The sequence below is a fragment of the Microbacterium sp. SORGH_AS_1204 genome, assembly GCF_030818935.1.
Classification (GTDB): domain Bacteria; phylum Actinomycetota; class Actinomycetes; order Actinomycetales; family Microbacteriaceae; genus Microbacterium.
In genome coordinates, this window is sequence record NZ_JAUTBD010000001.1 from 3,246,300 (window position 1) to 3,269,151 (window position 22,852).

At 69.2% G+C, this 22,852-nt stretch carries 23 protein-coding genes; 14 read left to right on the plus strand and 9 right to left on the minus strand.

Going from position 1 to position 22,852, the window contains the following annotated elements; genetic code table 11:
• Positions 1–27 precede the first annotated feature (27 nt).
• From QE410_RS14965 to QE410_RS14980, 4 genes are all read right to left on the minus strand, one after another.
• Positions 28–1,596 (minus strand): MFS transporter, encoded by a 1,569-nt coding sequence (locus QE410_RS14965; RefSeq protein ID WP_307333461.1) that lies wholly within the window; start codon positions 1,594–1,596, stop codon positions 28–30.
• A complete protein-coding gene (locus tag QE410_RS14970; RefSeq protein ID WP_307333463.1) occupies positions 1,593–2,216 on the minus strand; it encodes a PadR family transcriptional regulator in 624 nt (207 codons plus the stop codon). Before QE410_RS14970 ends, QE410_RS14965 begins: the two co-directional genes overlap by 4 nt.
• Before the next feature lie 202 nt (positions 2,217–2,418).
• Entirely contained in the window at positions 2,419–2,904 is a 486-nt protein-coding gene (locus QE410_RS14975) for a nucleoside/nucleotide kinase family protein (protein WP_307333465.1), read from the minus strand.
• A 35-nt stretch (positions 2,905–2,939) separates the two neighbouring features.
• Positions 2,940–4,658 (minus strand): BCCT family transporter, encoded by a 1,719-nt coding sequence (locus tag QE410_RS14980; protein WP_307333466.1) that lies wholly within the window; start codon positions 4,656–4,658, stop codon positions 2,940–2,942.
• A gap of 111 nt (positions 4,659–4,769) precedes the next feature.
• Between QE410_RS14980 and QE410_RS14985 the strand changes: the two genes are divergently transcribed.
• The 9 genes from QE410_RS14985 (at position 4,770) to QE410_RS15025 (ending at position 14,479) form a co-directional block, all read left to right on the plus strand.
• The gene (locus tag QE410_RS14985; protein ID WP_307333468.1) at positions 4,770–5,699 is read left to right on the plus strand and encodes a phosphoribosylaminoimidazolesuccinocarboxamide synthase; all 930 of its coding nucleotides are present in this window, start codon (positions 4,770–4,772) and stop codon (positions 5,697–5,699) included.
• Positions 5,700–5,892: 193 nt separating this feature from the next.
• Positions 5,893–7,230, plus strand: coding sequence for a uracil-xanthine permease family protein (locus QE410_RS14990; protein WP_307333470.1), 1,338 nt, complete (start codon positions 5,893–5,895; stop codon positions 7,228–7,230).
• A 357-nt stretch (positions 7,231–7,587) separates the two neighbouring features.
• The gene (locus QE410_RS14995; RefSeq protein WP_307333472.1) at positions 7,588–8,640 is read left to right on the plus strand and encodes a LacI family DNA-binding transcriptional regulator; all 1,053 of its coding nucleotides are present in this window, start codon (positions 7,588–7,590) and stop codon (positions 8,638–8,640) included.
• A 64-nt stretch (positions 8,641–8,704) separates the two neighbouring features.
• The gene (locus QE410_RS15000) at positions 8,705–9,997 is read left to right on the plus strand and encodes an extracellular solute-binding protein (protein WP_307333473.1); all 1,293 of its coding nucleotides are present in this window, start codon (positions 8,705–8,707) and stop codon (positions 9,995–9,997) included.
• Positions 9,998–10,060: 63 nt separating this feature from the next.
• Entirely contained in the window at positions 10,061–11,002 is a 942-nt protein-coding gene (locus QE410_RS15005; protein WP_307333475.1) for a carbohydrate ABC transporter permease, read from the plus strand.
• 1 nt (position 11,003) lies between these two features.
• Positions 11,004–11,966, plus strand: coding sequence for a carbohydrate ABC transporter permease (locus QE410_RS15010; RefSeq protein ID WP_307333477.1), 963 nt, complete (start codon positions 11,004–11,006; stop codon positions 11,964–11,966).
• Complete coding sequence (locus QE410_RS15015) at positions 11,963–12,901, plus strand: PfkB family carbohydrate kinase (RefSeq protein WP_307333479.1); 939 nt, start codon at positions 11,963–11,965, stop codon at positions 12,899–12,901. The genes QE410_RS15010 and QE410_RS15015 overlap by 4 nt, the downstream gene beginning before the upstream one ends.
• Before the next feature lies 1 nt (position 12,902).
• Complete coding sequence (locus QE410_RS15020; RefSeq protein WP_307334570.1) at positions 12,903–13,871, plus strand: glycosyl hydrolase family 32; 969 nt, start codon at positions 12,903–12,905, stop codon at positions 13,869–13,871.
• Between the two features lie 251 nt (positions 13,872–14,122).
• Positions 14,123–14,479 carry a hypothetical protein gene (locus QE410_RS15025; RefSeq protein WP_307333481.1) on the plus strand — a complete coding sequence of 119 codons (357 nt, stop codon included), beginning with the start codon at positions 14,123–14,125 and terminating at the stop codon, positions 14,477–14,479.
• Here QE410_RS15025 and QE410_RS15030 read toward each other — a convergent pair whose 3' ends face one another.
• Positions 14,480–14,965, minus strand: a complete 486-nt coding sequence (locus QE410_RS15030) for a MarR family winged helix-turn-helix transcriptional regulator (protein ID WP_307333483.1) — start codon at positions 14,963–14,965, stop codon at positions 14,480–14,482.
• 189 nt (positions 14,966–15,154) lie between these two features.
• Between QE410_RS15030 and QE410_RS15035 the strand changes: the two genes are divergently transcribed.
• From QE410_RS15035 to nhaA, 5 genes are all read left to right on the plus strand, one after another.
• The gene (locus tag QE410_RS15035; RefSeq protein ID WP_307333485.1) at positions 15,155–15,322 is read left to right on the plus strand and encodes a hypothetical protein; all 168 of its coding nucleotides are present in this window, start codon (positions 15,155–15,157) and stop codon (positions 15,320–15,322) included.
• Between the two features lie 32 nt (positions 15,323–15,354).
• Positions 15,355–15,696 (plus strand): hypothetical protein, encoded by a 342-nt coding sequence (locus tag QE410_RS15040; RefSeq protein ID WP_307333487.1) that lies wholly within the window; start codon positions 15,355–15,357, stop codon positions 15,694–15,696.
• A 56-nt stretch (positions 15,697–15,752) separates the two neighbouring features.
• Positions 15,753–16,130, plus strand: a complete 378-nt coding sequence (locus QE410_RS15045) for a hypothetical protein (protein ID WP_307333488.1) — start codon at positions 15,753–15,755, stop codon at positions 16,128–16,130.
• A 211-nt stretch (positions 16,131–16,341) separates the two neighbouring features.
• Complete coding sequence (locus QE410_RS15050) at positions 16,342–16,575, plus strand: hypothetical protein (protein WP_307333490.1); 234 nt, start codon at positions 16,342–16,344, stop codon at positions 16,573–16,575.
• 218 nt (positions 16,576–16,793) lie between these two features.
• Complete coding sequence (gene nhaA, locus QE410_RS15055) at positions 16,794–18,125, plus strand: Na+/H+ antiporter NhaA (protein WP_307333492.1); 1,332 nt, start codon at positions 16,794–16,796, stop codon at positions 18,123–18,125.
• Between the two features lie 143 nt (positions 18,126–18,268).
• Here nhaA and QE410_RS15060 read toward each other — a convergent pair whose 3' ends face one another.
• From QE410_RS15060 to QE410_RS15075, 4 genes are read right to left on the minus strand one after another with little or no spacing between them, the layout of a single operon-like run.
• Positions 18,269–19,282: a LacI family DNA-binding transcriptional regulator gene (locus QE410_RS15060; RefSeq protein WP_307333494.1), complete on the minus strand. Its 1,014-nt coding sequence runs from the start codon at positions 19,280–19,282 to the stop codon at positions 18,269–18,271.
• 32 nt (positions 19,283–19,314) lie between these two features.
• Entirely contained in the window at positions 19,315–20,769 is a 1,455-nt protein-coding gene (locus QE410_RS15065) for a glycoside hydrolase family 1 protein (RefSeq protein ID WP_307333497.1), read from the minus strand.
• Positions 20,770–20,798: 29 nt separating this feature from the next.
• The gene (locus QE410_RS15070) at positions 20,799–21,701 is read right to left on the minus strand and encodes a carbohydrate ABC transporter permease (RefSeq protein WP_307333499.1); all 903 of its coding nucleotides are present in this window, start codon (positions 21,699–21,701) and stop codon (positions 20,799–20,801) included.
• Complete coding sequence (locus tag QE410_RS15075; RefSeq protein WP_307333500.1) at positions 21,698–22,801, minus strand: carbohydrate ABC transporter permease; 1,104 nt, start codon at positions 22,799–22,801, stop codon at positions 21,698–21,700. Before QE410_RS15075 ends, QE410_RS15070 begins: the two co-directional genes overlap by 4 nt.
• Positions 22,802–22,852 lie beyond the last annotated feature (51 nt).

A 22,852-nucleotide genomic window follows, 5' to 3' on the forward strand; every position in this document is an offset into this window, starting at 1 on the left:
CGGGACGACGGCGTTCTCGAGTCGTTGCTACTCGCCCGCCGCTGCCGGCGCGGCCTGCGCCTGCGCCGGAGCCGCGTCACGCGGAGACCCGTGGGGGCGGATCACCGAGGGGCGCCGCATGAACAGCACGGCCACGAGACCCACGACGATCACGGCCACCGGGAGCAGCAGCGACTGCCCCATCGCCTGCGAGAAGCCCTGCACCACCTGCGGCGGCAGCGAACCCCCGCCGAAGCTCGCCGACGCGTCGGCGGCACCCGGCAGGTTCGCCTCGAGCCGGGCCTGCATGAACGCGGCGATGGATGCCGAGCCGATGACCGAGCCGACGGTGCGGGTCGTGTTGTAGATGCCCGCACCGGCGCCGGCCTGGCGCGGCGGCAGGTTGCGCGTCGCGGTGGTGGCCAGCGGCCCCCACATGCCGGCGTTTCCGACACCCATGAGCGCCGAGGGGATGAGGAACGCCCAGATGGGCGCGTCGTTGAGGATCAGGGCGACGTAGATGCCCAGGGAGCCCGCGACCAGCAGCAGCCCCGGCACGAGGAGGAAACGCGGATCGGTGCGGTCGAGCAGCTTACCGGCGAAGGGCGCGAGCACACCCGACAGGATGGCGAGCGGCACGAGCAGCAGCGCCGCCTCAGTGGGCGTGAGGCCGCGCGCGAGCTGCAGGTAGAACATCTGCGGCAACGCCATGCTCGTCACGGTGAAGCCGACCGCGGCGATCGCGAGGTTCGCGACCGAGAAGTTGCGATCACGGAACAGCTCGAGCGGCACCAGCGGTTCGCCCGTGCGGCGCTGGGTCCAGATGAACACGCCCATCACCACGACACCGGCGGCGACCATGAGCCAGATCCACGCCGCCCAGGCGTAGTGCTCGCCCTCCTGCAGGCCGAACACGATGAGGAACAGGCCGATGGCGCTCAACACGACACCGAGGATGTCGAACTTGTGCGCGGTGCGGGGCAGCTGCGGCACGAGGATGAGCGCCGCGATGAATCCGATGACACCCACGGGGATGTTGATGAAGAAGATCCACTCCCAGCCGAGGCCGTCGACGAGCAGGCCGCCCGCGAGGGGCCCCACCAGCACGGCCACGCCGGCGGTCGCTCCCCAGAGGCCCATTGCAGCCCCTCGGCGCTGCGGCGGGAACGTGCGGGTGATGACGGCCATGGTCTGCGGGGTGACCAGAGCGGCACCCAGGCCCTGCACGGCGCGGGCGACGATGAGCATCTCGAGCGACGACGACAGGCCGCACGCGAGGGAGGCGAGGGTGAAGAGCGCCAGACCCGCGAGGTAGACGTTCTTCGGGCCGAAGCGGTCGCCGAGCCGGCCGGTGATGAGCAGGGGCACGGCGTACGTCAGCAGGTAGGCGCTGGTGACCCACACGACGTTGTCGAGGTTGTTGGTGTTCGGGTCGAGCGCGGCCTTGATGGCGGGGTTGGCGACCGAGACGATCGTGGTGTCGACCAGGATCATGAAGAACCCGATGACCAGCGCCCAGAGGGCGGGCCAGGGGCTCTTGGCGGGGGTCGTGAACGATCCGGTGCGGATCGACCCGGAGGACGGGGATGCCGCGGAGGCGGCGCGGGAATCGGTCATGGGGTGGTCTCCTTTGAGACGCGATGCTTCTTCTGGATGTGTTCGGGAATCTCGGCGATGCCCCAGGGCAGCGACCGATCGACGAGACGCGCGCGCAGGGAGTCCTGGCACGCGAGTTCGGCGTCGAGCAGCGCGGCTTGGCGTTGCAGCTCGACGAGGAATTGCTCGGGGGTTCCGCGCGCGGTCGCGACTTCGAGCCCCGTGCGGTGCTCGTCGATCGACGCGGTGAGGAGCGCGCGGCGCTGGTCGAGCAGGGCGACGACCTCGTCGCGCTCGAGGTTGTGAGCCTCGGAGAGGGCGACGCGGAACTCGCTCGCCCGGTCGATCCGGGGAAGCTCGGCGCGTACCCACTTCTCGACGGCCCGGTCGCCGGCAGGCAGCACGGTGTACGTGGTCCGCTCGGGGCGGTTGCCCTCCCGGTCGACACCGACCTCGGCGAGCAGACCGTGGCGTTCCAGCCGGGCCACCGTGTGGTAGATCGTGCCCTTCTGCAGGGGGACGAGGCGATCGTCGCGCCGCTCTTTGAGCAGGCGCATGAGCTCATAGGGGTGCATGTCGCCCTCGCGGAGGGTGGCGAGAATCATGACGGCGAGCGGAGTGAGGCGCGTGCGTTCCGGCATTCGTCCTCCTCATGGTCCGTTTCGACTAGTCCACCTGGACTATACGCCCTTCTCGACACGCACCCACCCCGCGCGCGTGGCCGATGCCGTTCGCCGACACGGGAATCGTCAGGACGATCGACGCCCGAGCGTCGACGGCGAGGCGGTGCGAACACCACGACGCCCCGCGCCGCAATGGCACGGGGCGTCTGTGTGGCGACGATCAATCGCCGACGAGCACCTCGCCCGTCGTACCCGACACGATCAGGTCGGCGCGTGAGCGAGTGGCCTCGATCACGACCGCATTGACCCCGTCGACCTCGCGCGCCCAGGCGGCCGCCGCTTCGGGCGTACGCCCGCCCCGGATATGGCGGTCGATCAGTCGCGTCTCGCGTTCCGTCGACGGTGTCTCGCAGAACCAGACCTCGTCGAGCGCCCCCCGGACTCGCCCCCACGGCTCGTCCTCGACGAGCAGATAGTTCCCCTCCACGACGACGATGCGCGCCGCCGGTTCGATCGCGATCTCTCCCGCGACCCCCTCGTCGACCTCGCGCCGGAAGCTCGGCGCGTAGACCGTGTGATCCGTCTCGTCTCGCACACGACGCAGGAGAGCGAGGAACCCCCATCCGTCGAAGGTGTCCAGCGCTCCCTTGCGCTCACGACGATCGAGCCGATCGAGCGAGGCGTTCGCGAGATGGAAACCGTCCATCGGAAGCGCCGCGGCCCCACCGCCGCGGCGCTCGTTCAGAGGCCGGCCTCCCTGGTGACACCCTCGGCCGGCGTCGCCCCGCGGGTCCGGCCCCACGGCATCGGGATGCCGAAGATCCCGCGCTGGTTGGGCTCCTCGACCTCGAGGCCGTAGTGCTCGCCGATGGAGTCGCGCAACTGCGCGCGCTCGGCCTTGTCGTAGGCCCGCAGCTCGCGGCGGAACGCCACGACCGTCGCCCCGCAGATGGCGAGCAGCACGACGCTGAACGGCAGCGCGATGCTGATCGCGGCGGTCTGCAGGGCGGTGAGGCCACCCGCCAGCAGCAGGGCGAAGGCGATGAGCGAGGTCGCGAGGGTGAAGAAGATGCGCACCCACCGCTTGGGCTCCTCCTCGCCGCCCGTGGCGATCATGCCCATCACCAGCGCGCCGGAGTCGGCCGAGGTGACGAAGAAGATCCCGATCAAGATGAGGAACCCGACCGACAGCACGACCGGCCCGGGCACACCCTGGAGCATTTGGAACAGCGCCGTCGACACGTTGACCGAGCCGTCGGCGCCGACCAAGGACACCGTGCCGGTCAGCTCGCCGTAGATCGCGGTGCCGCCCAGCACCGTGAACCACAGGATGCCGACGAGCGTGGGCACCAGGATCACTCCGGTGACGAACTCGCGCACCGTGCGTCCGCGCGAGATGCGCGCGATGAAGATGCCGACGAAGGGTGCCCACGAGATCCACCAGCCCCAGTAGAACGCGGTCCACGCTCCCTGCCAGGCCACCCCCTCTTCGCCCGAGTACGCGCTCGTGGTGAACGAGAGGCCGACGAAGTTCTGGACGTAATTGCCGATCGACTGCACGACGTCGCGCAGGAGGAACTCGGTGGGACCGGTGAACAGCAGGTAGAGCATCAGCACACCGGCGAGCACGAGGTTGATGTTCGACAGCCACTTCATGCCCTTGCCGACGCCCGAGAGCACCGAGAACAACACGAAGCCCGTGATGATCCCGACGATGATCGCCTCGCTGATCACCGACGGCGACACCACGCCGAGGTAGTCGAGCCCGGCGCTGATCTGGATGACGCCGAGGCCGAGCGAGGTGGCGACACCGAAGAGCGTCCCCACCAGCGCGGCGACATCGACGGCGTTGCCCCAGGCTCCCTGCACGAGGCGGGCGCCGAGGATCGGTTCCAGCGCCCACCGGATCGTGCGGGGACGCTTGCGGCGGTGGAACGCATACGCGAGGGCGAGGCCGATGACGACGTAGATCGACCAGGCGTGCACGCCCCAGTGCAGGAACGTCTGCGACATGGCCTGCTGCGCCAGCTGGTTCGGCGTCCCCTCGACACCGGGCCGCGGATCGATGAAGTGGCTCAGCGGCTCGCTCACGCCGTAGAAGACGAGACCGATGCCCATGCCGGCGGCGAACAGCAGCGAGAACCACGACATCGTCGAGAATTCGGGCTCGTCGTCGTCCTTGCCGAGTTTGATGCCGCCGAACCGGCTGAAGCCCATGGTCAGTGCGAAGACCACGAAGAACGCAGCGATCAGCACGTAATACCAGTTGAAGGCGGAGACGATCGTGGTCTGCACCGCCCCGAACGTCGCCTCGGCGGCATCCGGGAACACCATCGCGAATGCGATGAAGGCCAGGGCGATGCCGGCCGCGGGCCAGAACACCCACCCGCGGATCGTCTTGTGACGACTCCCGAGGTGCGGATCGATGGATGCCGTGGAGTCGCTCGATGCCTCGGTCATTCCATCGAGGCTACTCAGGGCCGTCGAGCCGCCCCAGGGGCGGGCGCCCGGCCGGGGCGTGTGACACAATCCGCGCCGGTGCGCGCCCGCCGCACCCGCGATAATGAGCGGGTGACCTCCGCTCCCCCGCTCGAGCTTCCCGGCTGGCGCCACACCTATTCCGGCAAGGTGCGCGACCTGTACGTCCCCGCTGACACGGCCGAGGGCGCGCCCCCCGCGCACCTGCTCGTCGTCGCCAGCGACCGTGTCAGCGCCTTCGACCACGTGCTCTCTCCGGGCATCCCCGACAAGGGCGTGCTGCTGACGACGCTGAGCCTGTGGTGGTTCGATCAGCTCGCCGGCGGCGACGGCGGTCGCTCGATCCCGAACCACCTCGTGCCCGACCACGCCCTCGCCGGCGACGACGCCGTCACGCTGATCCCGGATGCCGTGCAGGGGCGCGCCATGCTCGTGCGCTCGCTCGACATGCAGCCGATCGAGTGCGTGGTGCGCGGCTACCTCACCGGCTCGGGCTGGGCCGAGTATCGCGCCGAGGGAACGGTGTGCGGCATCCCCCTCCCCGAGGGCCTGCACGACGGCGACCGCCTGCCGGAGCCCCTGTATACGCCCGCGTTCAAGGCCCCGATGGGCGAGCACGACGAGAACATCACGTTCGAGCGGTCGGTCGAGATCGTCGGCGCCGAGACCGCCGCGGCGCTGCGCGACCTCTCGCTCGCGATCTACCGTCGGGCGTCGGCGACCGCCGAGGCGCACGGACTGATCCTGGCCGACACGAAGTTCGAGTTCGGCTTCGACGCCGACGGCGTGCTGACGCTGGCCGACGAGGTGCTCACCTCGGACTCGTCGAGGTACTGGGATGCCGACGCCTGGCGCACCGGAACCACCCCCGCTGAACGCATGGCGAGCTTCGACAAGCAGATCGTGCGCAACTGGCTCGCCGAGAACTGGGACAAGCAGGGCGAGCCCCCCGCGCTCCCCGATGAGATCGTCGAGCGCACCCGCGACCGCTACGCCGAGCTGTTGCGCCTGCTCACGGCCTGACCCCGCACCGGCGGAGGCTTCGACAGGCTCAGCCACCGGCCCTCCGCAATCGGTCCCTGAGCCTGTCGAAGGGACCCCCGGCCTGAGGCTTCGAAGCGCTCAGCCACCGGCGGAGGCTTCGACAGGCTCAGCCACCGGCCCTCCGCAATCGGTCCCTGAGCCTGTCGAAGGGACCCCCGACCCAAGGAGACACATGTTCCGCTGGAAGCTGCACGGCAACGGGCGCACCGTCGAACCCGGGGCCGTCGTCGCCCCCGGCGAGCGCCTCACCTGGGGTGCCACGGTCGCGATCGGACTCCAGCACGTCATCGCGATGTTCGGCGCGACGTTCCTCGTGCCGGTGCTCACCGACTTCCCCGTGTCGACGACGCTGCTGTTCTCGGGCGTCGGCACCCTGCTGTTCCTGCTGATCACCCAGAACCGCCTCCCCAGCTACCTGGGCTCGTCGTTCGCGTTCATCGCGCCGATCACCGCCGCCACGACCATGGCCGGCACGGGCTCGGCGCTCGCGGGCATCGTCGCCGTCGGCGTGCTGCTGGCGGCGGTCGGGTTCATCGTGCAGTTCGCCGGCCTCGGCTGGGTCGACAAGGTCATGCCGCCCGTCGTCGCCGGTGCGATCGTGGCGCTGATCGGTTTCAACCTGGCACCCGTGGCCTGGGCGAGCTTCCAGCTGCAGCCCCTGCCCGCAACGATCACGCTGATCGCCGTCATCCTGTTCAGCGTGCTGTTCCGCGGCTTCCTCGGACGCATCTCGATCTTCCTCGGCGTCATCGTCGGCTACATCGCAACCGTGCTCATCCAGGCCGCGACCGGTGAGACGCTCATCGACTTCGCCGCGGTCGGGGCCGCCCCCTGGCTCGGTCTGCCCGAGTTGCACTTCCCCGACTTCGCGTCGGCGGGCACGTGGTCGGTCATCGCGATGTTCCTGCCCGTGGTGCTGGTGCTCGTGGCCGAGAACGTCGGTCACGTGCGCGGAGTCGCCGCGATGACGGATGCCACCGCCAACCGCTCCACCGGTCGCGCCCTCATCGCCGACGGCGTGGCCACGACGCTCGCGGGCTCGTTCGGCGGCTCGGGCACCACCACGTACGGCGAGAACATCGGCGTCATGGCGGCCACGCGCGTGTACTCGACCGCCGTGTACTGGGTCGCCGGTCTCACCGCGATCCTGCTCAGCCTCTCGCCCAAGGTCGGCGCGGTGTTCAACACCATCCCGCCCGGGGTTCTCGGTGGCGTGACGACGGCGCTGTACGGCCTGATCGGCATCATCGGCATCAAGATCTGGGTCGACAACCGCGTGGACTTCTCACGCCCGGTCAACCAGTACACCGGCGCCGTATCGCTGGTGATGGCGATCGCCGGCTTCTCGATGCAGTTCGGGCAGTTCCAGCTCGGCGCCATCGTGCTCGGCTCGGTCGCTGCCCTGGTGATCTACCACCTCGGCAACGCCATCGCCCGCGCCCGCAAGACCGGCGCCGACGACGGCGGCCCGATCCCGGCGGTGGGGCCGCTCGGCGGCGACCCCGCCTGACGCCGGGCGCGCCCTCGCGGGGCGCGCCCGTCACCGCGCGCACCTCGCCGAGGTCGCATCCGTTTGCCGAAGCCGCACGTGATTGCCGCCGAACGGCTGCGGTCTGGATAATCGGATACGGTCTCGGCGAAGAAAACCGGCGCCGGTCCTTCACGGCATGTCCAGGCCCGACTCCGCGTGACGGCGCTCCGCGGGCCCCACCGCCGCCGGGAATCGGGATGCCGCGGACCGACGCCGCGAACACCGTTGCCGTTCCGTTACTTGACACCGTGGCATCCCAGACCCCACACTGATCTCGGTCGCTGATAAATCGTTTTATCGGCAAGGTAAATCGATTATCCAACGGAGGGTGGAGCGATGACTCGAGTGCGTCTCGCCGACGTCGCGAAAGCGGCCGGAGTCTCCCCCGCGACCGTGTCTCTCGTGCTGAACGACGCCGAGTCCCGCATCTCCGACGAGACCAAAGAGCGGGTCCGCCGCGTCGCCGACGAGGTCGGCTACTCGCCCAACCCGATCGCCCGGAGCCTGCGCACCCGCGTCACCGGCACCATCGGCCTCGTCTCCGACCGCATCGCCACGACCCCCTTCGCCGGACGCATGCTCGCCGGGGCCCAGGAGGTCGCCCGCGAGAACGGCCGGCTCGTCATCCTCGTCGACACCGACGGCCATCCCGAGATCGAGTCCGACGCGATCTCCACCCTCGTCAACCACCGCGTCGACGGCATGGTCTACGCCTCGATGTACCACCGGGTCATGCCGGCACCCGCCGGACTCCCCCGCGGCACGGTCTTCCTCGACTGCCGCCCCGAGGGCGGCGGCTACCCGGCCGTCGTACCCGACGACTACGCCGGTGGCCGCGCCGCCACGCAGGAGCTCGTCGACGCCGGCCACACCCGCATCGCCTACATCGACGACGGCGACGCCGACCGCCCGGTCGCCGCCCAGCTGCGCCTGCAGGGCTACATCGACGTGCTCGCCGAGGCCGGCGTCGAACCCGACGCCTCGCTGCACGTGTTCGCCGAGACCTCCGCCGCGGGCGGTCAGGGCGCGATCGCCGAACTCATGGCCCTCCCCGAAGACGAGCGCCCCACCGGCATCTTCGCCTTCAACGACCGCATCGCGGCCGGCGTCGTGATGTGGGCGCACCGCCACGGCATCCGCATTCCCGAAGACCTGTCCATCGTCGGCTATGACGACCAGCAGCTGGTCGCGGCAGAGCTCGATCCGCCCCTGACCACCGTCTCGCTCCCCCACGCGGCCATGGGCCGCTGGGCCATGGAGGTCGCCCTCGGCCTCCGCGAGGCGGACACTGATTCCCCCCACCTCATGGACTGCCCGATCGTCCGTCGGGCTTCCGTCGGCCCTCCCGCGCCCCTCGGCAGCGCGCGGGAACCCCGGGTCACGGACTGACGCCGCACCCCGCGGCCCCCCTCTATGGCGACAGCGATGTCGCCGCCCACTCGAAAGGAACCCGATGAAGAAGTCCTTCATCCCGCTCGCCGCGACCGGTGTCGTCGCAGCGCTCGCGCTGACCGGCTGCGGCCAGGCAGGGCAAGGTGGCGCGACGACCGAAGACGGTCGGACCGTGCTCACCATGTGGACCCACTCGGCCGGCAACCCCGCCGAGCTCGCGGTCTACGAGCAGATCATCGAAGACTTCAACGCCTCGCAGGAGAAGTACGAGGTCAAGACCGAGTCGTTCCCGCAGGGCGCGTACAACGACGCGATCGTCGCGGCGGCGGCCTCGGGCGACCTGCCGTGCCTGCTCGACCTCGACGGCCCGATCATGCCCAACTGGGCGTGGGCCAACTACCTGCAGCCGCTGAACATCTCCAGCGACATCACCGACAAGCTCCTCCCCACCGCAGTCGGAAAGTACAACGACGAGATCTACTCGGCCGGCTACTGGGATGCCGCGCTCGGCATCTTCGCCCGCAAGTCGGTGCTCGACGCCAACGGCATCCGCATCCCCACCATCGAGCAGCCCTGGACCGCCGCCGAATTCGACACGGCGCTGGCGACCCTGAAGGCCGCCGGCTACGACACCCCCATCGACCTCGGCGCCGAGGACAAGGGCGAGTGGTGGCCCTACGCCTACTCGCCGTTCCTGCAGAGCTTCGGCGGCGACCTCATCGACCGCGACACCATGCTGTCGGCCGACGGCGCGCTGAACGGCCCGGATGCCGTGAAGTGGGGCACCTGGTTCCAGGACCTGTTCAAGAAGGGCTACGCCAACAGCGGCGGCACCGTGGGCAACCAGGAGTTCGTCGACGGTGAGGTCGCGCTCAGCTACACCGGTGTGTGGAACGGTCTCGCGTCGGTGGATGCCGTCGGCGACGACCTGCTGATCCTCCCGCCGCCGGACCTCGGCAACGGCCCCAAGATCGGTGGCGGTTCGTGGCAGTGGGGCATCTCGGCCTCGTGCAGCGACCCCGAGGGCGCGCGCGAGTACCTGGAGTTCAGCTTCGACGACAAGTACATCACCCAGTTCGCCGACGAGCAGCTCGTAATCCCCGCCACCGAGGCGGCCACCGAGGCGTCGAAGTACTTCAACTCCACCGACGGCGCCCTGCGTGCGTTCGCGGAGTTCTCGAAGGAATACGCGGTGCTTCGTCCCGAGACCCCCGCCTACGCGGTGATCTCGACCACGTTCGAGACGGCGGCCAAAGACATCATGAACGGCGCCGACGTGCAGTCGGCTCTGGATGCCGCGGTCACCGAGATCGACACCAACATCGAGTCCAACGACGGCTACGGCGCGAAGTAACGCCGCGCCCAGCGGTGGGGGCCCCTCCCGGGCCCCCACCGCGACCCGCGAAAGAAGAACCTGATGACCGTGTCTCCTCCGGTCGCCGCGGCGAAGCAGCCGCGCCGATCCCTCAGCCGCTTCCGCTCCTCCCGCGGACGCGAGACGTGGGCGGGCCTGGCGATGATGGCCCCCGCAGCCCTCCTGCTCCTGCTCTTCCTGATCGTCCCGGTGCTGCTGGCCTTCACGCTGTCGTTCACCAACGCCCGCCTGATCTCGCCGAACCCGCCGCGCTTCGTCGGACTCGACAACTTCTTCCGGGCCTTCACCGCCGACCCGGTGTTCCTGCAGTCTGCGCTGAACACCTTCCTGTTCGCGCTGGTCGTGGTCCCCGTCCAGGCGGGCCTCGGTCTGCTGCTCGCGGTGCTGGTGAACCAGCGACTGCGGGGAACCACGTTCTTCCGCGTCGTCTTCTTCATCCCCGTCGTCACCTCGATCGTCGTCGTGTCGATCCTGTGGCGCTTCATGTACCAGAGCGACGGCCTCATCAACTCGATGATCGACACGCTCACCTTCGGCGCGCTGCAGGGCGCCGACTGGCTGAACGACCCGAGCACGGCGCTGCCCGCCATCATCGTGCTCTCGATCTGGCAGGCCGTCGGCTTCCACATGATCATCTGGCTCGCGGGCCTCCAGACCATCCCCGAAGAGCTCTACGAGGCCGCCCGCATGGACGGCGCGAGCCGCTGGCGTCAGTTCACCAACGTCACGTGGCCGGGCCTGCGCCCCACCATGGTGTTCGTCCTCGTCACGATCACCATCGCCGCCCTCGGCCTGTTCGTGCAGGTCGACGTGATGACCCAGGGCGGTCCCCTGAACTCGACGTCGACCGTCGTGTTCCACGCCGTGCGCAAGGGCTACGAGCAGCAGGAGATCGGCTACGCCGCCTCCATCTCGCTGCTGTTCTTCGTCGCCGTGCTCATCATCGCGCTCATCCAGCGCTGGTTGACCCGAGAGAAGAACTGACATGACCAGCACCCTCGAGCGCCCCGGAGGCGCCTCCCGCGTCGCGCGCCCCGCACGTCAGACCTCGTCCGGCCGCACGCGCACCCGCTCGTCGGAGGGCCGCAACGGCCGCATCCTCACGTACGTGTCGATGTCGATCCTCGCGGTGTTCTTCCTCTTCCCGCTGGTGTTCATGTTCGTCTCGAGCCTCAAGCCCGACGCGCAGATCCTCCGCGACATCAACTCGCCCGCGGCGTTCCTGCCCACCGGCGAGATCAGCCTCGACAACTACTTCGGCGTCTTCGACCGCGTGCCGGTGGCGCAGTTCCTGTTCAACTCGATCCTCGTCACGGTGCTCACCGTGGGGCTCGGTCTGATCGTGAACTCGCTCGCCGGTTTCGCCCTCTCCCGCCTGCGGTGGAAGGGTCGGGTCGTCGTGCTCGCCCTCATCATCGCGACCCTCATCGTGCCGTTCGAGACGATCGCCGTACCCATGGTCTACTGGGTCAACCAGCTGCCGACCCTCGTCATGGAGGGCGGCGTGCTGAAGTACGACTTCGGTTGGCTGAACACATACGAGGTGCAGATCGTGCCGTTCATCGCGAACGCCTTCTCGATCTTCCTGTTCGCGCAGTACTTCTCCACCATCCCGCAGTCCCTCGACGAGGCGGCGCGCATCGACGGGGCGAGCTGGTTCACGATCTACCGCCGCATCATCGTGCCCCTGTCGGGCCCCGCCTTCGCGACGGTGGCGATCCTGACCTTCCTGCCCGCGTGGAACCAGTACCTCTGGCCCCTCATGGTCGTGCAGAAGGAGGAGCTGCGACCCGTCATGGTCGGCATGCAGTACTTCTTCCAGCTCAACACCGCGTGGGGTGAGGTCATGGCCTACACCTCGCTCATCACCCTGCCCGTGCTGATCGTGTTCCTGGTGTTCCAGCGCGCATTCGTCAGCAGCATCGCCGCATCGGGGGTCAAGGGATGAGCCGTCAACTCGATGTCGTCGTGCTCGGCGAAGCACTCATCGACATCGTCACCACTTCCGCCGGGGCGGCCGAGCGCCCCGGCGGAAGCCCCGCCAACGTCACCGTCGCACTGGGACGGCTGGGTCGCGACACCGCCCTGGTGGCCCGCGTCGCCGACGACGAGCGCGGCCGGGCGCTGAACGACTGGCTCTCGGCATCCGCAGTCGCGCTCCACTCGGCCGGTTCGCCTGAGCGCACGGCCACCGCCAACGCGGTGATCGACGCCCTCGGCAACGCGACCTACGACTTCGACATCGACTGGGTGCTCCCCGAGCCCGTCGAGGTGCCCGCCGCGCGCATCTTCCACACCGGATCGGTCGCGGCGACCCTCGCACCGGGCGCCGACGAGGTGCGCGCGGCCGCTGAGCGCGCCCGCGCCACCGCGCTGGTCAGTTACGACCCCAACATCCGACCCGCCCTCACCGGCGGTGTCGCCGACGCCCGCGCGCGCGTCGAGGCGCTCGTCGCGCTGAGCGATGTCGTCAAGGCGAGCGCCGAAGACGCCGCGTGGCTGTATCCCGGTGTCGCCCCCCTCGAGGTGGCGCGCGAGTGGGTCGCGCTGGGCACAGGTCTCGCCGTCATCACCGACGGGGATGCCGGTTCTCTCGGCGTCACCGCCCACGCCACGGTCGAGATCCCCGCCGTCGCGACCCGCGTGGTCGACACCGTCGGCGCCGGCGACACCTTCATGGGGACGCTGCTCGACGGCATCCTGAACATCGCCGGCGACACCGCCGAGCTGCGCGCCGCGGTGCACGCGCTCGACGACGCCACCCTGCCTCCCCTCCTCCGACGTGCCGCGGCGGCCGCCGCGATCACGGTCGGGCGCGAGGGCATGGACCCCCCGACCCGAGAAGACCTGCAGCGATCCGCTGCATCGAAAGAGAGTGCCTGACGTGTTCGACCTCGCCGATTCCTACGTGTGGGATTTCTGGTTCGCCGACGACGGTGACACCTACCACCTGTTCTTCCTGTACGCCTCGCGCGCACTGCACGACCCTGAAGACCGCCACTACCGCGCCTCGGTGGGCCACGCCGTCTCGACCGACCTGATGTCGTGGGAGCGCGTCGCCGACGCCCTCGTGCGCGGCGGCGCCGACGACTTCGACGCGCTCGCCACCTGGACGGGCTCGACCGTTCGCCGCGAAGACGGCACCTGGTTCCTCTTCTACACGGGCTCTCGACTGGGCGACGACGGACGCAACGTGCAGCGCATCGGCTACGCCACCAGCGACGACCTGTTCACCTGGCACAAGAACCCGGCGAACCCGGTGCTCGAGGCCGACGGCGAGGTCTACGAGCGCCTCGCCACCACCGCCTGGCACGACGAGGCCTTCCGCGACCCGTGGGTGTTCGCCGACCCCGCCGGTGACGGGTGGCACATGTACGTCACCGCCCGCACGCCGCGCGGTCCGCTGAACGGCAGCGGCGTCGTCGCTCACGCGACCTCGCCCGACCTCGAGACGTGGACGCTCCAGGCTCCCGTCAGCGACCCTTCCGACGAGGGCTTCGGTCAGCTCGAGGTGACGCAGGTCGAGGTGGTCGACGGCCGCGCCGTGCTGCTGTTCTCGTGCATGACCGCCCAGGCGATGGATGCCGTGCGCGCACGCCACCCACGCGGTGCGGTGTGGGCGGTGGCCGCCGACAGCGTGCTCGGCCCGTTCGACATCGGGGCCGCCACCCCGATCACCGACGACGACCTCTACGTCGGTCGCCTGATCCAGGACCGCGCGGGCGCGTGGCAGCTGCTCGCGTTCCGCAACGTCGGCCCCGATGGCGGCTTCGTCGGCGGCATCACCGACCCGATGCCCGTGGGCTGGGACGGCGACCGCCTCGTCGTGAAGCAGCCGGCTCTCTCGGCCTGACCCGGCCGGCTCGAACGCGCACGTCCCCGCGGGGGCGTGCGCGTTCCGCGTCCGTGCGACCGCGCACGCACGAGGGCATCACGCGGGGGCGTGTGCGTTCCGCGTCCGCGCGGCCGCGCACGCACGAGCGAGTCACGCGGCCGATGCCGTGGCGTGACGTCGCCGGGTCGGCAGACTCTCAACGACGATTCGCTGTGTCGTACGATTCTCAGGGCGGGATGCCGCTGGCCGAATAACGAGAGGGTGCGAGGGTGCCGTTTCGCAGTAAAGACACGTTGCAGGCGTGGCTCGCAGAGTTCGATGCGAGTGGCGCTGCCGGCGGGGGAGTCGCGTTCGTCGCCGATCAGGATCCGGTCGACGGCGTCGACAGTGGGCTCGTCATCTTCCCGCTGGCCAACGCCACCACGTCGGTCTACCTGGCGCCGATGGCCGTCGGCGCTCCCGACTGGCGGGTCACGTTCGAGGCGCAACCCGAGGTGACCGCATTGTCGCCGGACGCCGTCTACGACCTCTGCCGTGAGTTGATGCACGCCGCCGACCTGTGCGCCTTCCTCCAGCGCAAATCAGTGGCGCACATGGCACAACTCGAAGCCGACGCCCCGAACTGATCACACGGCGGGGACGCCGGTGACCGCGGCACGGTCGACACTGGCCGCTCGCTCCTTCGCCGCGAGGGTCGCGTGCCGTAAGAACGCCGCGAAATCTCGTTCGACCTGGGGGTCGAGCTGTTCGACGACCCCGCGGAACGTGTTCTGGAAGTGGGCGAGCTGAGACCAGGGCTCTTTCTCGAGGTCGACCGCAAGGTGGATGTGGCTGACGCGCCGGTCGTTCTCGTCGGCTTCACGGCGCATGATGCCGCGACGCACGAGACGCTCGACCAACGTGGTGATCCCCGCAGAGGTCACGCCCAGGTGGCCGGCGAGCTCTGAGGGCCGCACCCCCGGGTTGAGACTGATGTACGCCAGGGCTTTGGCGTCGAGCTCGTTGACCCCGAGCTGCTTACGCGCTCGCGCAGCGGCGTCGTCGCGTTCCCAGCTGTACAGCGCCAGCGCTGTCATCAGGGGGGACGTCTCACCCTTTTCTGCGTTCATCATCTCGCTCCCTAGGTTTCGTACGCTGTCGCCAACTATACCTAGCTCCGTAAGGTTCTGAGGCTGACCTTCATCCATCGTGACATTAAAGGTCGGTGACACTCAACCGGGTTACCTAAGCGTGTTGACTATCTGCTAGCTTGATCACCAGCGGGCCGAGAGTGTCCGGGCAGAGTCGGAAGGACAATCGAGATGACCAGCAACGTGTTCACCTGGGCGCAGCCCACTCCCCTTCGCCGCACCACGTTCGTCGCGACACCGGCCGATGCCACCGCGCGGCGGCTCTACGTGGGCGTCACCGCCGCAGCCGCGGCCGTCTCAGTACTGGCCGTCAGCGCCATCGCCTCCCTCGTTTTCTGAATCGCTCGCATTCCACCCCTCCAGGAGTCACCATGGGACACCTCTACTACGGTTCCGACCCTCAGCCGATCGACATCGACGACCGCCTGCTGCAGTACCTGCAGGTCGTGCTCGCGACGAAGCTGCGCCGCGGCGAGTCGTTCACGATCACCTGGACCGACACCGAGGCCGCGCACAGCCGAACCACCCTGTGGATCCAGCCGGCGATCTCGCTGCGGTTCCAGTACTCGTCTCCCGAGTCCGCACGCCTCTCCGGCGGTTATCTCCGCCAACTCGCCGACCAGGCCGCGATGTCGTCAGGCCTGCTGCTCAATGCCGCGACGTGGCAGCAGCAGGAGGATTCGCACCGCGCGCAGCTCGCCGCGGCAGCCTGACCCGTCCTCGGCCCTCGCCCTCGCCCTCGCCCGACGGACCGTCACAGGAGGACCCGATGCCCTTCCACAACAAGAAGACACTCGAACATTGGGTGGCCGACTTCGTCGAGGCCCGCGGCGGCGCCGAGACGGTCCGCGTGGTCGTGCACGACGCCGAGAACAACCAGGATCTGGGTTTGGTCGTCGTGCCGCTGGAAAACGCTCCCAACACCGTCTGGATCGAACCGCGACCGGTCGGCGACGAGCTCAACTGGCACGTCGTCATCGAACAGGCCGATGGGGTGCTTGATCTCACCAGCTTCGAGCTGAACGCCCTCACCCACGAGCTCCAGATCGCGGCAGAACTCTGTGCGTTCCTGCAGGAGCAGTCGCTCGGCTACTTCGACGCCGAAGCCGAACCCACCACGGGAGCGGAGTCGTCGACGGCGGAGTGATCGTTCGTCGACCACTCCCCCGGTCGTTGACGAACAGACGGGGTGCGCCGCATCGGGGGCGGCGCACTCCGTCGTTGCGTGACTCGGACGCCCAGCAGCACACCCCGCATCGCCGCCGCAAGAGGGGATGCCGAGTCCCGGCCGCTCGGTAATGTCGGGCTTCCGGCGGGCACCGACCGGTCCCCCGCCACCGACGACGAGAGGCACGCTCATGGCATCCGACATCTCCGACCCTTCGCAGGCCGCCGCCGACGAGGACGCGTACGAAGGCGCCGACGTCGAGGTCTCGCCCGACGAGGACGCACCCGCCGCCGCGTCGGATGACTCCGACGGCGAGGCCAAGCCCGGCGGGCTCGGCGCCGACGGCACCATCCCGAACGACCCCGACGGCGTCGCCGCCGGCCACTCCGACACCGCGTCGCACTTCAACCCCGAAGAGGACTGAGCGCCGACGCGCCCCCTCCGACGGGCTCGGTGATCTCGCACGCCACGCGGGCCGAACCCGCGGGGGCCCCGCCGTTCGCGGTTGCTTCGACGGGCTGCCTACCTCATGCAGCACGGGGCGAGAAGCCCGTCGAAGCCGCCAGGCCTCGGCGATATGATCGTCTCCGGTGCGTCGGGAAGTCTGGTCGACATTCTGTCGATCGACCCCTCAGGAGTCCCATGAGCCACGACACCGTCCGCGCGCCCGGCTGGCCCGGCTACGCCGAGGTGCACCGCGTCACCACTCTGCTGCGTCGCGAGTCCGTCGGCGGCATGCTGCTGGTGGTCGCCGCGATCGCCGCCATCATCTGGGCGAACTCGCCCGCATCCGATGCGTACTTCGCCCTGCGCGATCTTCGGTTCGGTTACGAGCCGTGGCACCTCGAACTCAGCGTCGGCTCCTGGGCGGCCGACGGCCTGCTCGCGGTCTTCTTCTTCCTGGTCGGCCTCGAACTCAAGCGAGAGATCGTCGTGGGGAGTCTCCGGAGACTGAACACGGCGGTCGTGCCCGTGACGGCGGCCTTCGCCGGTGTCGCGATGCCCGCGCTGATCTACGTCGCCATCGTGCACACGCAGCCGAGCCTGCTGGCAGGGTGGGCGATCCCCACCGCCACCGACATCGCGTTCGCCGTCGCCGTGCTGGCACTCGTCGGCTCGCACCTGCCCGGGCCGCTGCGCATCTTCCTGCTGACCCTGGCCGTGGTCGACGACCTCATCGCCATCGCGATCATCGCGATCTTCTACACCAGCGACATCTCGCTGCTTCCCCTCGCGCTGTTCGCGGTGCTCGTCGTCGTCTACGGCGTCGTCGCCCACCGCGGGCGCGCGTGGTTCGCCCGCGCGTCGTGGGGGGCCTGGGTCGTGCTGCTCCCGATCGGTTTCGCCGCGTGGGCCTTCCTGCACGCATCGGGGGTTCACGCCACGATCGCCGGTGTCGCCCTTGCCTTCACGGTTCCCGTGGCCGCATCCCGTCGCCGACCCGAGATCCGAGGCATGGATCTCGCCGAGCAGTTCGAGCACCGCTTCCGGCCGTTGTCCGCGGGTATCGCCGTGCCGCTGTTCGCCTTCTTCGCCGCCGGCGTATCGGTCGGCGGGGGCGAGGGGCTCCTGCGCGCCGTGATGGATCCGGTGACGATCGGCGTCGTCGCCGGTCTCGTTTTGGGCAAGCCCATCGGCATCCTGCTCGGCGTGCGCCTGCTCACTCTCGTGACGAAGGTGCGCCTCGATCCGGCGCTGAAGTGGATCGACCTGACGGGCGTGGGCCTGCTCGCCGGCATCGGCTTCACCGTCTCGTTGCTGATCGCCGAGCTGAGCTTCCCCGCGGGCTCGCCGCACACCGACGACGCGAAGATCGCCATCATGGTGGCCTCGCTGTTGGCATCCGTATTCGCATCGGCGGTGCTGCTCGTGCGCAACCGCCGTTACAAGCAGCTCGCCCTCGCCGAAGAAGTGGATGCCGACGGCGACGACGTCCCCGACGTGTACCAGCAGCCGCGTCCCGGGGTTCGCTGATCCGCCGACCGTGACGAGAACAGGCGATGCGCCCGCCACAGGAGGATCCGAGCGCTGAGGGCCTGTTCTGGGGCATCCGCTGTTCTCGGGGCGGCCCGCCCGACGCGGCAGCGTGCGGAACTCCCCGCCGCCCGGGCTCCGGGTCAGGCCGACGCGCGCTCGACGATCTCGGTCGGCAGGATCGTCGCGTGCACCGCCGGTCGCCCGGCGAGGATGTCGAGGAGCACGGATGCCATGTGCCGCCCCTGCGTGAGCGAGGGCTGGCGCACGGTGGTCAGCGCGGGTGCGAGCGCGGTGGATACCGACGAGTCGTCGAATCCGACGACCGCGACGTCGCGCCCCGGCTCGATGCCCTTCTCGCGCAGGGCGGCGTAGGCGCCGCGGGCCATCAGGTCGCTCGCGACGAAGAGAGCGTCGATCTCGGCGCCCGCCGAGAGGATGCGGTTCATGGCGAGCGCCCCGCCCATCTCGGTGAAGTCGCCGTTCTCGACGGCGACGGGTTCCAGCCCCGCCGCTGCCATCTCGTCACGGAAACCCTGCAAGCGGTCGATACCGGCGGGCATGTCGGGGGGCCCCGAGACGGTGGCGATACGGCGATGCCCGCGGGCGATCAGGTACGCGGTCGCCGCTCGACCGCCCGCCACGTTGTCGACATCGACGTAGTAGTCCTCGGCGCGCACGCGCGCCGGTCGCCCGCCGTAGACGACCGGCACCACATCGGCGATGCGCTCCAGGAAGGTGTCGCTCGTGTGATGTGACGCGACGATCGCGCCGTCGACGCTGCCACCGCGCAGGTAGGCGAGCGCCTTCGCGCTGGCGTCGTCGCTGGCGATCAGCATGTTCATGACGTAGTCGCTCTCGCCGATCACCTCGCCGATGCCCGCGACGATCGACGCGAAGAACGGGTCGCCGAAGAACCGGTCGGTCTGCTCGGGGATGACGAGTGCGATGGCGCGCGTCTGCCGGCTGGCGAGGGAGCGCGCCGCGCGGTTGGGAACGTACTGCAGTTCATCGATCGCGCGGCGCACGGCCTCGAGGGCCGCGGGAGAGACCGCGGTGGAACCGTTGACCACGCGCGAGACCGTCGATCTCGAGACGCCGGCGCGCGCCGCCACCTCTTCGATCGTTGCGGTACCTCGAACGGGTGCGAGTTCCATCGCGGTGCCTCCTCGGGTCCCTCGCGCGAAGGTCACACCGCGGGTTCGGTGGCCAGTGCGCGCTCGGCGATGATGCGAGCGTACTGCCGGCCGGAGTCCTTGATGGTGCGCTCCTGCGTCTGGTAATCGACGGCGATGATGCCGAACCGCTTGGCGTAGCCCCAGGCCCACTCGAAGTTGTCCAGCAGCGACCAGTAGAAGTAGCCGCGCACGTCGACGCCCTTCTCCACGGCATCCAGGACCGCCGCCAGGTGCGCCTCGACGAATTCGACGCGCTCGGTGTCGTGCACGCGCTTCTCGCCGTCATCGGTCACGACCTCGTCGTCGTACGACGCGCCGTTCTCGGTGACGTACAGCGCGGTGCCGACGGGGGCCGCGTACTCCTCGCTCACCCGCTCGAGCAGGCGGGTCAGCCCCTCGGGCTGCACCTCCCAGCCCATGTTCGTGCGCGACAGGCCCCGGTCGTGCCAGTACAGGTTCTGGTGTGCGGGGAAGGGCTTGCCGATCGGGCGCGGGGTGGGGGCGTCGCCGGCCGGCGGGTCGACCTCCGGCGGCGTTCCGCCGACGAGCTCACCGTGGTAGTAATTCACCCCGAGCGAATCGATGGGCGTCGAGATGATGTCGAGGTCGCCAGGCTGGACGGCCTCCTGCCAGCGCGCGACGGCCTCGGCGTCGGTGTCGCGGAAGTCCTTGATGATGTCGGCCGGATACTGTCCACGGAACACCGGATCGAGGAACCAGCGGTTGAACTGCCCGTCGATGCGTCGCGCAGCGTCGAGGTCGGCGGGGTTGGCCGGGTTCACGGCATCCGCCACCGTGAGGTTCAGCGTCAGCCCCAGGTTGAGCGAGGCGTCACGGGCGCGCAGCTCCCGCACGGTCTGGCCGTGACCCAGCAGCAGGTGGTGCGCGGCGAGCATGCCCTCGGCCTGCGAGTAGTGCCCCGGGGCGTGGGCACCGGCGGTGTAACTGAGGAACGACGAGCACCACGGCTCATTCAGCGTCGTCCACACGTCGACGCGGTCGCCGAGGGCGTCGTGCATGTCGAGCGCGTACTCGGTGAAGAGATCGCTCGTCTCGCGGACGGTCCAGCCGCCCTTCTCCTGCAGCGCCTGCGGGAGGTCCCAGTGGTAGAGCGTCAGCCAGGGCAGGATGCCGGCACCGAGCAGCTCGTCGACGAGGCGCTTGTAGAAATCGACGCCCTTCGGATTGAGGGCGCCGCCGTCGGGACGCACCCGCGACCACGACGTCGAGAAGCGGTACGTCTGCAGGCCGAGCTGCTTCATCAGCTGCACGTCGTCGGCGTAGCGGTGGTAGTGGTCGCACGCGACGTCGCCGTTGTCGGCGTTGATCACGGCATCGGGCACGCGACTGAACGCGTCCCAGATGGATGCCGTTCGGCCGTCCTCGAAGGCGGCGCCCTCGATCTGGTAGGCGGCGGTGGCAGCGCCGAAGAGGAAGCGTTCGGGGAACGAACGGGACTGGGACATGGTTCGGGTTCCTTCCGTGGGCGCGAGGGTCATCCCTTGACCGCCCCTTGCATGATGCCACTGACGAGTTGCCTGCCCGCGAACACGAACAGCAGCAGCAGCGGGATCGTCGACAGCAGCACGCCCGCGAGGACGATCGAGTAGTCGACGAAGTAGTTGGACTGCAGCAGCGACAGGGCCACCGGCAGCGTCGGGTTCTGGCGGTCGAGCACGATGAACGGCCAGAAGAAGTTGTTCCAGGCGCTGACGAAGGTGAACAGGCCGAGCATCGCGGCGGCGGGGCGCGCGGCCGGAACCCCCACGGTGAGGAACGTGCGGAACGAGCTCGCCCCGTCGACGCGCGCGGCCTCGATCAGCTCGTCGGGCACCGATTGGCGCAGGTACTGCGTCATCCAGAACACCCCGAACGCGCTCGTGAGCGCGGGGACGATGATCGCGCCGAGCTGGCCGGTCCACCCGAGCTCGCTGAACAGGATGTACAGCGGCACGACGCCCAGCTGGGTCGGGACCGCCATCGTGCCCACGACGAAGACGAGCAGCCAGGGTCCCCCGCGGAACCGCAGTTTGGCGAACGCCCAGCCGGCGAGGGTCGAGAAGAAGACGACGGATGCCGCGATGAGTCCGGAACTGATGATGGAGTTCAGCAGCGCCGGCCAGAAGTTGACGGCCGGGTCGCCGATCACCGACGCGGCGTTGGCGAAGAAGTTGCCGCCGGGGATCCAGGAGCGCTCGGCGTCGCGGATGGTGGACGAGTCGCCCGAACCGATCAGCAGCGACCAGTAGAAGGGGAACAGGCTGGCCAGCAGCACCGCGCCGAGGGTGGCGTAGACGATCCACCCGGGACGGGCGCCGCGCACGGGGCGCGGGCGACGGGGGCGGCCGGCGGGGTCGCGGTCGGCGATGGGCACGGGTGCGGCGTTGACGGCGGTCATCGGCCCGCCTCCTCTCGGGCGATGGATGCGGACGTCGACGGCGAGGACTCGGCATCCATCGCCAGCCGCTTCTTCGCGGCACGCGCCTGCGAACGGATCTCGCGGCGAGAGCGGGCGTCGCCCCGGCCGCCCTCGTCGCGCACGAGCGAGCGCGTGATGAACAGGTTGATCGCGCCGATCGCGAGGATCAGCAGGAACAGGATCCAGGCGAGCGCCGCAGCCCGCCCGAAGTTCCACTCGCCCCAGCCGACGTTGTAGAGCCACAGAGTGACCGTCAGCCACTGGTTGTCGGCGCCGCCGGTGCCGTACTGGTCGTACATGCGTGGCTCGTCGAAGATCTGCAGGCCGCCGATGGTGGCGGTGATGATGACGAAGACGAGGGTGGGCTTCAGGCTCGGCAGCGTGATGGAGAAGAACTGACGGATCTTTCCTGCTCCATCGACGGTCGCGGCCTCGTAGTACTCGCGGGGAATGGCCTGCATCGCCGCGAGCAGGATGAGGGTGTTGTAGCCGGTCCAGCGGAAATTGACCATCGTCGCGATGGCGATGTGACTGGCGAAGGCGTCGGAGTGCCACGGCACGGCCGGCAGGCCCAGGTTCTGCAGCGTGGTGTTCACGACGCCGTATTGGTCGCCGAACATGTTGCTGAAGATGAGGGCGACGGCGACGGGGGCCATCACGTAGGGCACCAGCACGCTCATGCGCCAGAACGTCTTGGCGCGGATGTTCTGATCGAGCATTGCGGCGATCAAGACGGCGATGATCAGCTGCGGCACGCTCGAGAGCAGGAAGATGCTGAAGGTATTGCGCAGCGCGATCCAGAACTTGGGCTGCGAGAGCACCCAGGCGTACTGGTCGAAGCCGATGAACTCGCCGGAGTTTCGCACGAGGTCCCAGTCCATGAACGAGATCACGGCGGTGTAGGCGATCGGGAAGAGCCCCGTGATCGCGAACAGGATGAAGAACGGCGAGATGTAGAGGTAGGGCGAGAGCTTCAGGTCCCACGCGCTGCGGCGCCGGCCGAAGCCGAGGCGGCGGGGCGTGCGCTCCCCCGTCGACGGCGTCGTCGTGGCGGCGGCCCGCTCGAGTGTGCTGGTCACGGTGTCTCCTTTTCCGAGCGCGTGAGGGGTCAGAATCTGTCGCTTCAGCCT

Bases quoted from the DNA above. Each gene is read 5' to 3' on its own strand.
- QE410_RS14965 (WP_307333461.1), bottom strand. From the start codon at position 1,596: ATGACCGATTCCCGCGCCGCCTCCGCGGCATCCCCGTCCTCCGGGTCG.
- QE410_RS14970 (WP_307333463.1), bottom strand. From the start codon at position 2,216: ATGCCGGAACGCACGCGCCTCACTCCGCTCGCCGTCATGATTCTCGCC.
- QE410_RS14975 (WP_307333465.1), bottom strand. From the start codon at position 2,904: ATGGACGGTTTCCATCTCGCGAACGCCTCGCTCGATCGGCTCGATCGT.
- QE410_RS14980 (WP_307333466.1), bottom strand. From the start codon at position 4,658: ATGACCGAGGCATCGAGCGACTCCACGGCATCCATCGATCCGCACCTC.
- QE410_RS14990 (WP_307333470.1), top strand. From the start codon at position 5,893: ATGTTCCGCTGGAAGCTGCACGGCAACGGGCGCACCGTCGAACCCGGG.
- QE410_RS14995 (WP_307333472.1), top strand. From the start codon at position 7,588: ATGACTCGAGTGCGTCTCGCCGACGTCGCGAAAGCGGCCGGAGTCTCC.
- QE410_RS15000 (WP_307333473.1), top strand. From the start codon at position 8,705: ATGAAGAAGTCCTTCATCCCGCTCGCCGCGACCGGTGTCGTCGCAGCG.
- QE410_RS15005 (WP_307333475.1), top strand. From the start codon at position 10,061: ATGACCGTGTCTCCTCCGGTCGCCGCGGCGAAGCAGCCGCGCCGATCC.
- QE410_RS15010 (WP_307333477.1), top strand. From the start codon at position 11,004: ATGACCAGCACCCTCGAGCGCCCCGGAGGCGCCTCCCGCGTCGCGCGC.
- QE410_RS15015 (WP_307333479.1), top strand. From the start codon at position 11,963: ATGAGCCGTCAACTCGATGTCGTCGTGCTCGGCGAAGCACTCATCGAC.
- QE410_RS15030 (WP_307333483.1), bottom strand. From the start codon at position 14,965: ATGATGAACGCAGAAAAGGGTGAGACGTCCCCCCTGATGACAGCGCTG.
- QE410_RS15035 (WP_307333485.1), top strand. From the start codon at position 15,155: ATGACCAGCAACGTGTTCACCTGGGCGCAGCCCACTCCCCTTCGCCGC.
- QE410_RS15040 (WP_307333487.1), top strand. From the start codon at position 15,355: ATGGGACACCTCTACTACGGTTCCGACCCTCAGCCGATCGACATCGAC.
- QE410_RS15045 (WP_307333488.1), top strand. From the start codon at position 15,753: ATGCCCTTCCACAACAAGAAGACACTCGAACATTGGGTGGCCGACTTC.
- QE410_RS15050 (WP_307333490.1), top strand. From the start codon at position 16,342: ATGGCATCCGACATCTCCGACCCTTCGCAGGCCGCCGCCGACGAGGAC.
- nhaA (WP_307333492.1), top strand. From the start codon at position 16,794: ATGAGCCACGACACCGTCCGCGCGCCCGGCTGGCCCGGCTACGCCGAG.
- QE410_RS15060 (WP_307333494.1), bottom strand. From the start codon at position 19,282: ATGGAACTCGCACCCGTTCGAGGTACCGCAACGATCGAAGAGGTGGCG.
- QE410_RS15065 (WP_307333497.1), bottom strand. From the start codon at position 20,769: ATGTCCCAGTCCCGTTCGTTCCCCGAACGCTTCCTCTTCGGCGCTGCC.
- QE410_RS15070 (WP_307333499.1), bottom strand. From the start codon at position 21,701: ATGACCGCCGTCAACGCCGCACCCGTGCCCATCGCCGACCGCGACCCC.